Here is a 12486-nt window from a genome sequence, read left to right as displayed (position 1 = left end):
CATCCATCCGTGCGGGCGAGATAAATAATCTCCTATACCGTCAAAATATAGAATTGAATTATCTTATATAACGAAAAATAGAATATCCATTCTCTAATTCTACGAATTTATAGAACAGAATTTCATTGACCCTCTTCAAGATCGAGCGTTAGAAACAAAGCGTCCCCGCAGTGACGCTTTGTCTGAGGCGGCGGGGGCCGACCAAGATCAGTCCAAGATCATCATCGAGCGAGAGCGGACGCGTGACAGGCACGGCTACGATGCGGCATGCGCCGCGTCACGGCCGGCCGACGCCTCCTGCCGCAATACGGAGACGAACCCCAATGAGTGGACCCGGTCTGAGCGTGAGCGCCTCGGCGGCACGCAATCTTGCAACGGCGACCGTCACGTCGGTCCAGAACGCGGCCAACACCCCCCGCTGGTTCCATCGCCTGCTGCCCTTCGTCGACGTCGCCGGCGGCGTCTACCGGGTCAACCGCCGCGCCGTGGTGCTGGCCAAGCCCGGCAGGATTGTCCTCGCCAACGACGGCGGCACCCACACCGTGCGCCCGGCCTCCCTGCGCAGCGTCCCGCTGTTCAGCCGCCTCGGCGACAACGAGCTGTCGGCACTGGCCTCCAAGTTCACCGTCTCCCAGCACAAGGCGGGCGAGATCATCGCCGAGGAGGGCTCCACCGGCCGCAGCCTCACCGTCGTGGCCGAGGGCACCGTCGAACTGACCCTGTCGGGCCCGTTCAAGAACCGCCTGCGCCAGGGTCTGGCCACCGGCGGCGACTATTTCGGCGACAACGATCTCGTGAGCGAGAACGCGCCCGCTCCCGCCGTGAAGGCGCTCTCGGCGGTGACGCTGCTCACCCTGGACCGCTCCGCCATCGAGGACGAGGGCATCCGCTCGCGCATCTCCCAGTTCGTGGAAGAGCGTGACCGCCTCAAGGGCCACACCAACAGCGAGGGCGAGCAGGGCATCGAGCTTCTGGCGGTCCATACCGGCGAGCCGCGCCTGCCCACGACCTATGTCGATTACGAGGTCGACCCGCGCGAGTACCACCTCTCCACGATCCAGACGATCCTGCACACCCACACCCGCGTCACCGATCTCTACTCCAACGAGATCGACCAGCTGCGCGAGCAGATCCGCCTCACGGTCGATGCCGTGAAGGAGCGGGAAGAGTGGGAGCTGTTCAACAATTCCGAGTTCGGCCTGCTCCACGAAGTCAGCCAGCGCCAGCGCATCCCGACGCGCGGCGGACCTCCCACCCCGGACGATCTCGACGAGCTCCTGACCCTGGTCTGGAAGAAGCCCGCCTTCTTCGTGGCCCACCCTCGCGCCATCGCGGCCTTCGGCCGTGAAGCCACCCGTCGCGGCGTGCCGCCGGTGGTGATCCACCTGTTCGGCTCGCCCTTCATCACCTGGCGCGGCGTGCCGATCGTGCCCAGCGACAAGCTCCCCATCGACATCGACCCGGTGACCGGCGCCCAAACCACCTCGATCCTGCTGCTCCGCGTCGGCGAAGGCGAACAGGGCGTGGTCGGTCTGCAGAAGTCCGGCGTCACCGGCGAGATCGAGACCGGCCTGTCGGTGCGCTACATGGGCACCAACGACCATTCCATCGCCTCGCACCTCGTGACCCGCTACTTCTCGGCCGCGGTGCTGGTGGAAGACGCCATCGCACGCCTCGATAACGTGCTGCTGGGCAACTACCATGACTACGCTTAACGCGCCGTCTGTCGGCCTCCCCACCGGGGTGTTCGGCGACACGGCGCATGCGGATCTCGTCGGGCGCCTCGCCCGCGAGATCTACGGTCAGGGTCAGGCGGCGTCCGCGCCCCTGACCCCCAACCTGCCGCAGACGCCGCAAGCACCGCAGGCCCTGGAGAACATTCCCCAGGGCTTCGGCCACCCCCTCGCCCCCAAAGCGGATCTCGGCACGCCGTCGATCCCCTCGGGCGCCGCGCCGTCGGGCCTCCAGCCCGACGCCTCGGCGCTGGCCGCCCGCTCGTTCGGATCACCTCCGGTCGGCCTTCCCGGCCTCACCGGTCCGGGCTTCGCTCAAGCATCGGCATTTCCCTCGGTCCATCCCGAGGCGCAGGCTCCCCGTGGGGGCCTGCCCGAGTTCTTCGTGCCGAGCGTCGCCGATGTCGCCGCCTTCCTCCCCGGCGGCCACGATCTCCACGCCACGATCGCCAAGGACCACCCGCGCGCCAATGCCTTCGCGCATGGGTTCGCGCCGTCCCTGGTGCCGGAAGCGCCCGGTCATCGGGGCCAGAACGCCTCGCGTCAGGACGCCTCGCAGGAGACGGTCTCCCGCGCCGGCCGGGCTTCTCCGAATGCAGGCCGGAAGGTGGAGATCGCCGACGAGCCGTTCTCGTCGGGCGAGTACTACTTCCTCACCGACCACAGCCGGACGGGCAACGCCGCGCCCGCTCCGACGACCCGCCACGAGCCGCGCCCCGGCCATGCGCCCCATGTCTCGTCGCAGGGCTCCAGCCCGGTGGCGGCACCCTTCGACGTGGAGCGGGTGCGCAAGGACTTCCCGGCCCTGCACCAGAGCATCAACGGGCATCCGCTGGTCTGGCTCGACAACGCGGCCACCACCCACAAGCCGCAGAGCGTCATCGACGCGACGAGCGAGTTCTACGCCCGCCACAACTCGAACATCCACCGGGCCGCGCATACCCTGGCGGCGCGTTCCACGGACCTGTTCGAGGGCGGGCGCGAGAAGGTGCGTCGCTTCATCAACGCCGCCTCGACGGACGAGATCATCTTCCTCCGGGGCACCACGGAAGCGATCAACCTCGTCGCCAACTCCTACGGTCGCGCCAATATCGGCCCGGGCGACGAGATCATCGTCTCGACCATCGAGCATCACGCCAACATCGTCCCCTGGCAGCTCCTCACCCAGGCGACCGGGGCGACCCTGCGCGTGATTCCCGTGGACGATCGCGGCGAGATCATCTTCGAGCAGTTCGCGACCCTCCTGTCGGGCCGCACCAAGATCGTTTCGATCACCCATGTGGCCAACGCTCTGGGCACCATCAACCCGGTCCGTGAGATTATCGCCCTGTCGCATGCCTACGGGGTGCCGGTGCTGGTGGATGCGGCGCAATCGTCGCCGCACATCCCCCTGGACGTGCAGGCGCTGGACGCCGACTTCCTCGTCTTCTCCGGGCACAAGGTGTTCGGGCCGACGGGCATCGGCGCCCTCTACGGCAAGCGCGCGCTGCTGGAGGCGATGCCTCCGTGGCAGGGCGGCGGCCACATGATCGAGGACGTCACCTTCTCGAAGACGGTCTACAAGGGCGTTCCCGAGAAGTTCGAGGCGGGCACGCCGGACATCGCGGGAGCGGTGGGGCTCGGCGCGGCCCTGGACTACCTCGAGAGCGTCGGACTTCCCGGCATCGCGGCCTACGAGCACGACCTGCTCGAATACGCGCAAGCCGGGCTTGCCGAGGTGAAGGGCCTGCGTCTGATCGGGACCGCGCGACAGAAAGCCAGCGTCATGTCCTTCGTCGTCGACGGGCATGACAACGAAGCGGTGGCCAAGCACCTCGACGCTCGCGGCATCGCCGTGCGCTCGGGCCACCATTGCGCCCTGCCGGCCCTGCGCCGCTTCGGCGTCGACCAGTCGGTGCGCGCCTCGCTGGCCTTCTACAACACCCGCGCGGAGGTGGACGCCTTCCTGAAGGGGCTCCACAGCCTGCCGCGCCGATAGCGCAACGGACCGAAGACGCAAGGCGATAGCATTCGGCCTTCGCTGGAGCCGAAGCTCACCGGCTCCACTGCGCTTCCTCCTACGGTGCGCGTTCTCCTACGGTGCGCGTTCTCCTACGGTGCGCGTTCTTGGCGGCCAGTCGATTCGGCCGGGGCCACTGTCAAGACGGACCGCCCGCTCCGCAGCCGTTTCGACACGGCGAGGGCCTCCTCGCGGTCGGCCAGACCGCCGACCGATAGGGCGCCGGTGACGAGCGGCTCTTGGATGAACGGAGTGGACTTTACCCTCCCGTCGACGAGAACCGCGATCGGTCGGCGGATATGTGCCCGCGTGAAACCAGCAAGTGCGGTCGCGCTTCTACGAGTCAGGCGAACGAAAATCCGGCCGTCACCGTCATCGATCATGGCCTGGGCATCCGCCACCTCGAGCGCGAGGGTCTCGGCCACGGCGGAAGTGCCGAGCGAACCCGCGATGAGGATCGCGGCCAGGAGAAGACGATGATGCATTCTGGCTTGTCCTTACGGCGATACGGCACAGGTGTTCGTGATCAATGCCGTCACCGGGGGAGCACGAAGGCCATCCTTCCCGGCGCGCCTGCAGAGAGCCCGGCGGGCTCGGTTCACGAGGCGCGGCGGCGAGCGGTGGTAAAGCGGTGGAGCAGCATCCCGGTCACCATCGCCGCCACGAAGCCGATCACCTGAGGCAGGCCGAGCGTCAGGCCGGCGAGAGCCGGGCCGGGACAGAGGCCGACGAGGCCCCAGCCGATGCCGAACAGAGCGGCCCCCGCGATCAGGCTGGCGGTGATCGGCCGGTTATGGGGAATCTCGAACCGTTGCGCGAGAACGGGTTTCCGCATCCGCCTGACGAGGAGGTAGCTGAGGGCCGAGACGCCGACGGCGCCCCCCAGCACGAAGGCGAGGCTCGGGTCCCAGGCTCCGGCGATGTCGAGAAAACCGAGGACGCGCTCCGGGTCCATCATGCCCGACAGAGCGAGGCCGAATCCGAACAGGAGGCCGGCGAACAAGCCCACCGCGGAACGCAAGGTGTCCATCACCATCCTCCGTGGCGGACGAGGAACACCGTCGCGGCGGCGGCGGCCATGAAGGTCGCCACCGCCGCGATGGAGCGGGGCGACAGCCGGGCGAGGCCGCAGACGCCGTGGCCGCTGGTGCACCCCCCGCCGAGCCGCGTCCCGTAGCCGACGAGGAGACCGCCGAGGACGATGAGGCTCCACGGTGCGTCGAGCTGCACGACGGGCCATGCACCGAAGGCGAGGCGATACAGGACCGGGCCGAGGAGCAGGCCGGCGAGGAAGGCCCAGCGCCACGGCGTGTCCCGGCTCAACGGCGGCATCGCCCCGGCGGCGATGCCGCTGATCCCGGCGATGCGGCCGTTGAGGACGAGGAGCAGGGCGGCGGAGGTCCCGATCAGGGCACCACCGGCAAGAGCTGACAGGTAGACGATCATTCGGAGACTCCGGCTCCAGTCGAGAGAGCCACTTGGAACGAGTTCTTTCGTGGCGGACCAACGCGGCCGACCGTAGAGAACCCGCTATCGAGAATGAGAAACGACGCCCCGGCGGTATCCCCCGCGCCCACCGAGAGGTCGAACGCCGAAGCGTTGCTGTCAATGCGAAACATCCTGCCACCACGCCCCGCCGCAGAGCGTGCCGGGATGGCTCAGGGAATGACGGCGGTGACGCGGATCTCGATACGCATCCTGGGCAAACCGAGCGCATCGACGCCCAACTGGGTCCAGATCGGGGCACGATCGAGCGTGGAACGGCGGAAGCGGCCGGCAGCGCATCATGCCAAAGTGTGGGGAGCTCTGACGTGCCCAGATCGCCAGACGTCATCAGCCAGACGACATCCGGATGACATGGCCAAGACTGGAAATGGCTGAGACTGAAATGGCCAAAGCCGAAAGCGGGCCACGCGCTCCCTAGAACATCCCGTTCGGATTGGCGGAGGAATCGGGCAGGATCTGCAGCACGTCCCAATGCTCGACGATCCTGCCGCCCTGATCGAGCCGGAAGATATCGATGGCCGCATAATCGTGGTCGCCCGGCCAGTGCTGCAGGCAATGCAGCACCACGAGATCCCCCTCGGCGACCGCCCGCTTCACCTCCACCCGCTTGCCCGGCCATTCATGCGCCATGCGCTCGAAATAGGCGATGAAGCCGTCCTTGCCGTTAGCCACATGCGGGTTGTGCTGGATGTAGTTGTCGCCCGCATAACGCTCGATGGCTTCGCGCGGCAGGCACTCGTCGAACATCAACCGATAGAAGGCGATCACAGTCGCCTTGTTCTGCTCCAGGTCGGTCATGTTGTCCCCTGAGCGAGGCGGATTCCGCTCGAGAAAGGCGGCCCGCCTTTCTCGATACCATCCATCACGCCCTCACGACCATGACCGGCCGCCCTGCCCGGCCGTCAGTGACGGTCGGCCGACGCCGCCATCGCCGCGTCCAGCACGCGCGCCACATGGAGCGCTTCGAGCCCGAGACCGTCGTGGATCTGGTGGCGGCAGCTGCTGCCGTCGGCCACGACGAGATCGTCCGGGCCGGCCTTGCGCAGGGCCGGGAACAGCGAGAGCTCGGCCATGGCGAGCGACACGTCGATGGTCTCGGCGCCGTATCCGAAGACGCCCGCCATGCCGCAGCAGCTCGACTCGATGACCCGCACGTCGAGCCCCGGCACCGCGCGCAGCACCGTCTCCACCGCGCCCATGGCGGCGAAGGCTTTCTGGTGGCAATGGCCGTGCAGATGGGCGACCCGCCCGCCCTGGTCCGCCAGAGGCAGGGCGATCCGCCCGGCATCGAGATCGACGGCGAGCAGTTCCTCGAACAGCAGGCTCGCCTTGCTCAATTCCCCCGCCTCCGGTCCGGGAAGCAGGGACGCGAACTCGTCACGGAAGGTCAGCAGGCAGGACGGTTCGAGCCCGACGATCCGCGCGCCCGCCCGGATGAACGGCAGTAGGGCGGTGAGCGTGCGGTTCGCCTCCTCGCGGGCCCGGTCGGTCTGACCGGAGGCGAGATAGGTGCGGCCGCAGCAGAGGGGGCGTCGTCCACGGTTGGGGAAGACCCGGTGCAGGCGGTAACCGGCGGCGATCAGCACACGCTCGGCCGCCTCCAGGTTCTCCCGCTCGAAGGCGCGGTTGAACGTGTCGCCGAACAGCACGATGTCGCGGAAATCCCCGGTCACGTCGCCCGGATGGGCCGGCTCGCCCTGCTCGACCCAGGGCCTGCGCCAGCGCGGCAGGGTGCGCCGCGCCGAGAGCCCGGCGACCCGCTCCGACAGCCTCGCCAAGGCGGGCACCCGGTCGCGCAGGTTGAGGAGCGGCGCCAGCCAGGCGGCGGTGCCGGCATAGAGCGGCAGGGCCGCCACCAGCCGCTCCTTCAAGGGCAGGCCGTGGCGGGCATGGTAATGGTGCAGGAACTCCACCTTCATCTTCGCCATGTCGATGCCTGTGGGGCATTCGCGGCGGCAGGCCTTGCACGAGACGCAGAGATCCAGGGTCCGCTTCATCTCGCGGCTGGTGAAGGCGTCCGCGCCGAGCTGACCCGAAATCGCGAGCCGCAGGGAGTTCGCCCGGCCACGGGTCAGATGCTGCTCGTCTTTCGTGGCCCGGTAGGACGGGCACATCGCCCCGCCCGCGAGCTTCCGGCACGTGCCGTTGTTGTTGCACATCTCGACGGCGCCGCCGAAACCGCCCCATTCCGACCAGTCGAGGGCGGTCTTCTTCGGCTGGCTCACCGCGTAGCCCGGCTGGAACCGCATCAGCGAGCGGTCGTCCATCTTGAGCGGCCGGACGATCTTGCCGGGGTTGAGCCGGTTCTCCGGGTCGAACCCGTCCTTCACCTGTTCGAAGGCGCGGGTCAGGCGTTCGCCGAACATCGGCGCGATGTATTCCGAGCGCGAGATGCCGTCGCCATGCTCGCCCGAATACGATCCCTTGAAGCGGCGGACCTGTTCGCTCGCGGCCTCCGCGATGGCGCGCATCTTGGCGACGTCTCCGCCCTGCTTCATGTCGAGGATCGGGCGGACATGCAGACAGCCGACGGAGGCGTGGGCGTACCAGGTGCCGCGCGTGCCGTAGCGGGTGAACACCTCCGTCACCGCGTCGGTGTAATCGGCGAGATGCTCCAGCGGCACCGCGCAATCCTCGATGAAGGAGACGGGCTTGGCATCCCCCTTCATCGACATCATGATGTTGAGGCAGGCCTCGCGCACCTCCCAGACCGATTTCTGGCGGATCGGCTCCGGCACCTCCACCACGGCGTCCACATGGCCGTTGTCGGCCATGCACGCGTCGAGACGCCGAAGATCGGCCAGGAGCGCGTCCCGGTCGTCGCCGGCGAACTCCACCAGCAGCAGACAGTTCGGCGTGCCACGGGTGATGTCGGCCAAAGTCGCCCGGAACAGCGGGATGTCGGCCCCGAGCACCAGCACGTTGTTGTCCACGAGCTCCACCGCCACGGGATCGAGATCGACGATGGCCTTCGTCGTCTCCATGGCGGAGCGGAACGACGGGAAGTGGCAGACGCCCATGACCCGGTGCGTCGGCAGGCGCGACAGCTTCAACGTCACGCTGGTGGTGGCGGCGAGCGTCCCTTCTGAGCCGACGAGGAGATGGGCGAGGTTCGGCCGCGCCTCGATCAGCGCATCGAGATTGTAGCCACCGACCCGGCGCTGCACGCGCGGGTAGATGCGCAGGATCTCGTCGCGCTCGGATTCGGCCAGAGCCCGCATGGCGGCGGCGAGGGCGTCCGCCCGCCGCGAGCCGGTGACGCCCGTCGCCGCGTTCCCGGTGAGACCGAAGCCGAAGGGCTCGCCGTCATGGAACAGAGCTTCCATCCCGAGCACGTTGTCGCTCATCTTGCCGAAGCGCAGGGAGCGCGCGCCGCAGGAATTGTTGCCGGCCATGCCACCGATGGTGCAGCGGGTGGCGGTGGAGGGCTCCACGGGAAAGAACCAGCCATCGGCCTTCACCCGTGTGTTCAGCCGCTCCAGCACCATTCCGGGCTCGACGGTGATGGTTCCGGCTTGCGCGTCGTAGGCGATGATCCCGTTGAAATGCCGCGAGCAATCGACCACGAGGCCGCGCCCGATGGGCTGGCCGTTCTGGGACGTGCCGCCGCCGCGCAGGATCACCGGCACGTCGTGCTCGGCCGCGATCTTCAGGGTGGCGGCGATGTCAGCGGCACTGCGGGGCAGGACCACGCCCGCCGGCATGATCTGGTAGATCGACGCGTCGTTGGCATAGCGCCCCCGGGTGAAGGCATCGAACTTCGCCTCGCCGGCGAGGGCCTCGGCGAGGCGGCGCGGCAGGCCGGCGCCCTGCCGGTTGGCGGCGCGCGGACTGATCGGCCCCGCCCCGGCAACGGGCGAAGAGGCGCGGTTCGGGCCGGTGGCGGGCTCAGCCGTTGCGGTCATGATCCATCGTCCTCGTGGGAGTGCCGTGGGCCGGCTTCAAAGCGATGCGGGTTCCGGTAGGGTGGCGGGATCGTCCCGACCGGCTAGAATGGCCCACACGGGTTGCATGCAAAACAGGGCCGGCAGATGATCGATTTGTATAGCGATACGCAGACGCGGCCCACACCCGGCATGCGCGAGGCCATGGCCCGCGCGGAGGTCGGCGACGAGCAATCCGATTCCGATCCGACGACCTTGGCTTTGTGCGAGCGCGTCGCCGACCTGCTCGGGATGGAAGCGGGGGTGTTCATGCCCTCGGGCACGATGTGCAACCTCGTCTCGATCCTGGTCCAGACCCGGCCCGGCGACGAGATCGTGGTCGACGATCAGTCCCATATCTACAACACCGAGGCCGCCGGCTCGGCGGCCATCGGCGGAGTCTCGGTGAAGGCTCTTTCCACCCCGGCCGGCCTCTACACGCCCGAGGCGTTCGAGGCGGCGATCCGCCCCCCCGCCCGCACCGCGCCGCGCTCGGCCCTGGTCTCGGTGGAGCAGACCACGAGCTTTTCGGGCGGCTCGGTCTGGCCGCTCACCGACATGCGCCGCATCCGCGACCTGGCCCATCACAAGGGCATGAAGGCGCATATCGACGGGGCGCGCCTCCTCAACGCCGTGGCCGCCACCGACATCTCCGCCAGGGACTACGCCAAAGGCTTCGACAGCGTCTGGATCGATCTGAGCAAGGGACTCGGCTGCCCGGTCGGCGCCGTCCTGTGCGGCGCGAGCCACGTCATCGTCGAGGCGTGGCGGTGGAAATACCGCCTCGGTGGCGCCATGCGCCAGTCGGGAATCCTCGCCGCGGCCGGCCTCTACGCCCTCGATCATCATGTGGACCAGCTGGAACTCGACAACGCCAATGCCGGCGAGTTGAAGGCCCGCATCACCGGCGCGCCCGGCCTCGCCATCGCGCCCGATGCGGCCCAGTCCAACATCCTGTGCTTCTCGGTGGAGCCGCTGGGCATCACCGCAACCGCCTTCGCCGAGGCGTGTCTCGCGGACGATGTGCGTATCCGCGCCATCGGCGCGCATCAGATCCGGGCGACCACCCATCTCGACGTCGACCGGGCCGGCATCCTGCAAGCGGCGGACGTGATCCGGGCGCAGGCCGCACGGTTTCATGAGGTGCGCCGCTGAGCCGCCGTCACGATGCGACGCCGGCGTCCGGCGGACACGTTGTCTCCCGCCCCGCCGCCGCCCGGCGCTTGTTGCGCAGGTGCCCGAACAGGATGTCGCTGAGCTCATTGCCGGCGCGCCGGCGCAACGCGTCGAGGATTTCCTCATGCTCGCGCATCGCCTCGCCCCAGCGGTCGCGATTCTCGTCGAGATTGGCCGAGTAGCGCACGCGGCGCAGGCGCCCGGCGAAATTGGCGTAGCTCGCCCGCAACGGCTCGTTGTCCGCCGCCTGCACGATCCGGTCGTGGATCGCTTGGTTGCAGGCGAAGTAGCCGTGGAGGTCGCGCCGCATGTAGCAGCCGTACATCTCGTGATGCAGCCGCTCGATCTCGTCATAGGCGGCGGGCGTGATCTTCTCGCAGGCGAGGCGTCCGGCCAGGGCCTCGAGCCCGCCCATGACGTCGAACAGGTCCACGAGTTCCTCGGCGCCGAGCTGGCGCACCCGCGCGCCCCGGTTCGGCAGGAGCTCGATCAGCCCCTCCGAAGCCAGCACCTTCAGCGCCTCGCGCAGTGGCGTGCGCGAGATGCCGAAGCGCTCGCAGAGCATCCGCTCCGGCACCCGCGCGCCGGCGGCCAGATTGCCCTCGACGATGTAGTCCCGCAGGCGTGCCAGAAGCTCGCCGTGGAGGGATTTCGCCAGCGACGGCATCGCGGAAAGACGCGCTCCATCGGCGGGTTCGAGGCCGGCATCGGCCTCCGGTTCAGTGACAGGATCAAGCACCATAATGCGAACCTAGCAGCCGAAAGCAGGAAGGTCGAGACGAGATGTTCGCATAATAATGCTTGCCCTCTCAAAAAATGAATGCAATTTTCTGCTCCGACGCACAGTGGATCATCGATCCGGGCGCAGCTTTCCCTCGACCGGCCATCGCGGAGATCTCGATGACGACACGGACCGGACGCCATTTCCTGCATATTCCAGGCCCCAGCCCGGTGCCCGAGCGCGTCCTGCGCGCCATGGACATGCCGGTGATCGACCATCGCGGCCCCGATTTCGCCGGACTCGGCAAGGCGGTGCTGGAAGGCGCCCAGGCCATCTTCCAGACGCGGTCGCCGGTGATCATCTATCCGGGTTCCGGCACGGGTGCCTGGGAATCGGCCATCGTCAATACGCTCTCGGCCGGCGACCGGGTGTTGATGTTCGAGACCGGCCATTTCGCCACCCTGTGGCGCCAGATGGCGGCGCGCTGGGGCATCGAGGTGGAGTTCGTCCCCGGCGACTGGCGCCGCGGGGTCGATCCGGCGCAGGTCGAGGCGATCCTAGCCGAGGACCGCGCCAAGTCGATCAAGGCCGTGATGGTGGTGCATAACGAGACCTCCACCGGCGCCACGAGCCGGATCGCGGAGATCCGCAAGGCGATCGACCGGGCGAACCATCCCGCGCTCTTCCTCGTCGATACGATCTCGGGGCTCGGCTCGGCCGAATATGCCCATGACGAATGGGGCGTCGACGTCGCGGTGAGCTGCTCGCAGAAGGGCCTGATGCTGCCGCCGGGCCTCGGTCTCGTCGCCCTGTCGGACAAGGCTCTGGCCGCCGCGAAGACAGCGACTCTGCCCCGTTCCTACTGGGATTGGGAAGACATGCTGAAGCCGAATACCGGCGGCTACTTCCCCTATACCCCCGCCACGAACCTCCTCTACGGCCTGCGCGAAGCCATCGCCATGTTGCGAGAGGAAGGCTTGGCCGAGGTCTTTGCCCGCCACCAGCGTCTCGCCGCCGCCACCCGCGCCGCCGTCGAGGGCTGGGGCCTGGAGGTTCTGTGCCGGGAACCGTCGGAATACTCGCCCGTGCTCACCGCCGTGGTGATGCCGGAGGGCCATGACGCGGATGCCCTGCGCACTCTGATCCTCGAGAAATACGACCTCTCCCTCGGCACCGGGCTCGCCAAGATGGCGGGCAAGATCTTCCGCATCGGCCATCTCGGCGAATGCAACGACCTGATGCTGATGGCGGCGCTGTCGGGCGTCGAGATGGGCCTCAAGGCCGGCGGCGTCCCGCACGCGCGCGGCGGTGTGCTGGCGGCCATGGACGCCCTACGGGCCGGTATCGACGATTGAAATCGGCTCGCCCCAAGGAAGGCGGGGCGACTGCGACTGGGCGCCGAGCCGAGTAGACGACCTCTGCCGTGCA

At 68.1% G+C, this 12486-nt stretch carries 10 protein-coding genes; 4 read left to right on the top strand and 6 right to left on the bottom strand.

Going from position 1 to position 12486, the window contains the following annotated elements; all coding sequences use genetic code 11:
* Window positions 1-323: 323 nt before the first annotated feature.
* Both ASF08_RS00145 and ASF08_RS00140 read left to right on the top strand, forming a co-directional pair.
* The gene (locus ASF08_RS00145; RefSeq protein WP_056139800.1) at window positions 324-1715 is read left to right on the top strand and encodes a family 2B encapsulin nanocompartment shell protein; all 1392 of its coding nucleotides are present in this window, start codon (window positions 324-326) and stop codon (window positions 1713-1715) included.
* A complete protein-coding gene (locus tag ASF08_RS00140; RefSeq protein WP_056139797.1) occupies window positions 1702-3711 on the top strand; it encodes a family 2A encapsulin nanocompartment cargo protein cysteine desulfurase in 2010 nt (669 codons plus the stop codon). Before ASF08_RS00145 ends, ASF08_RS00140 begins: the two co-directional genes overlap by 14 nt.
* Before the next feature lie 113 nt (window positions 3712-3824).
* Here the strand turns inward: ASF08_RS00140 and ASF08_RS00135 are convergent, their stop codons facing one another.
* The 5 genes from ASF08_RS00135 to ASF08_RS00115 all read right to left on the bottom strand — a co-directional run bounded on the left by ASF08_RS00135 (window position 3825) and on the right by ASF08_RS00115 (window position 9143).
* Entirely contained in the window at window positions 3825-4217 is a 393-nt protein-coding gene (locus tag ASF08_RS00135) for a SecDF P1 head subdomain-containing protein (protein ID WP_056139794.1), read from the bottom strand.
* Between the two features lie 113 nt (window positions 4218-4330).
* Entirely contained in the window at window positions 4331-4762 is a 432-nt protein-coding gene (locus ASF08_RS00130) for a DUF6691 family protein (protein ID WP_156629416.1), read from the bottom strand.
* Window positions 4762-5178 (bottom strand): YeeE/YedE family protein, encoded by a 417-nt coding sequence (locus ASF08_RS00125; RefSeq protein WP_056139793.1) that lies wholly within the window; start codon window positions 5176-5178, stop codon window positions 4762-4764. Before ASF08_RS00125 ends, ASF08_RS00130 begins: the two co-directional genes overlap by 1 nt.
* Window positions 5179-5652: 474 nt before the next feature.
* Window positions 5653-6036, bottom strand: coding sequence for a nuclear transport factor 2 family protein (locus ASF08_RS00120; RefSeq protein ID WP_056139790.1), 384 nt, complete (start codon window positions 6034-6036; stop codon window positions 5653-5655).
* A gap of 104 nt (window positions 6037-6140) precedes the next feature.
* Entirely contained in the window at window positions 6141-9143 is a 3003-nt protein-coding gene (locus tag ASF08_RS00115; protein ID WP_056139786.1) for an FAD-binding and (Fe-S)-binding domain-containing protein, read from the bottom strand.
* A 126-nt stretch (window positions 9144-9269) separates the two neighbouring features.
* Between ASF08_RS00115 and ASF08_RS00110 the strand changes: the two genes are divergently transcribed.
* Entirely contained in the window at window positions 9270-10316 is a 1047-nt protein-coding gene (locus tag ASF08_RS00110) for a threonine aldolase family protein (protein WP_056139784.1), read from the top strand.
* 7 nt (window positions 10317-10323) lie between these two features.
* Here ASF08_RS00110 and ASF08_RS00105 read toward each other — a convergent pair whose 3' ends face one another.
* Complete coding sequence (locus ASF08_RS00105) at window positions 10324-11079, bottom strand: GntR family transcriptional regulator (protein WP_056139781.1); 756 nt, start codon at window positions 11077-11079, stop codon at window positions 10324-10326.
* Between the two features lie 158 nt (window positions 11080-11237).
* On the opposite strand from ASF08_RS00105, the gene ASF08_RS00100 reads away from it, so the two are divergent.
* Window positions 11238-12413 carry a pyridoxal-phosphate-dependent aminotransferase family protein gene (locus ASF08_RS00100; protein WP_056140740.1) on the top strand — a complete coding sequence of 392 codons (1176 nt, stop codon included), beginning with the start codon at window positions 11238-11240 and terminating at the stop codon, window positions 12411-12413.
* Window positions 12414-12486 lie beyond the last annotated feature (73 nt).

The organism is Methylobacterium sp. Leaf85 (assembly GCF_001422125.1).
Lineage (GTDB): Bacteria > Pseudomonadota > Alphaproteobacteria > Rhizobiales > Beijerinckiaceae > Methylobacterium > Methylobacterium bullatum.
Note: the sequence above shows the minus strand (reverse complement) of the source record. Positions and strands in the feature narration are given on the sequence as shown.

Excerpts from the sequence above, each read along its gene's own strand:
- ASF08_RS00145 (WP_056139800.1), top strand. The coding sequence starts at position 324 with ATGAGTGGACCCGGTCTGAGCGTGAGCGCCTCGGCGGCACGCAATCTT.
- ASF08_RS00140 (WP_056139797.1), top strand. The coding sequence starts at position 1,702 with ATGACTACGCTTAACGCGCCGTCTGTCGGCCTCCCCACCGGGGTGTTC.
- ASF08_RS00135 (WP_056139794.1), bottom strand. The coding sequence starts at position 4,217 with ATGCATCATCGTCTTCTCCTGGCCGCGATCCTCATCGCGGGTTCGCTC.
- ASF08_RS00130 (WP_156629416.1), bottom strand. The coding sequence starts at position 4,762 with ATGGACACCTTGCGTTCCGCGGTGGGCTTGTTCGCCGGCCTCCTGTTC.
- ASF08_RS00125 (WP_056139793.1), bottom strand. The coding sequence starts at position 5,178 with ATGATCGTCTACCTGTCAGCTCTTGCCGGTGGTGCCCTGATCGGGACC.
- ASF08_RS00120 (WP_056139790.1), bottom strand. The coding sequence starts at position 6,036 with ATGACCGACCTGGAGCAGAACAAGGCGACTGTGATCGCCTTCTATCGG.
- ASF08_RS00115 (WP_056139786.1), bottom strand. The coding sequence starts at position 9,143 with ATGACCGCAACGGCTGAGCCCGCCACCGGCCCGAACCGCGCCTCTTCG.
- ASF08_RS00110 (WP_056139784.1), top strand. The coding sequence starts at position 9,270 with ATGATCGATTTGTATAGCGATACGCAGACGCGGCCCACACCCGGCATG.
- ASF08_RS00105 (WP_056139781.1), bottom strand. The coding sequence starts at position 11,079 with ATGGTGCTTGATCCTGTCACTGAACCGGAGGCCGATGCCGGCCTCGAA.
- ASF08_RS00100 (WP_056140740.1), top strand. The coding sequence starts at position 11,238 with ATGACGACACGGACCGGACGCCATTTCCTGCATATTCCAGGCCCCAGC.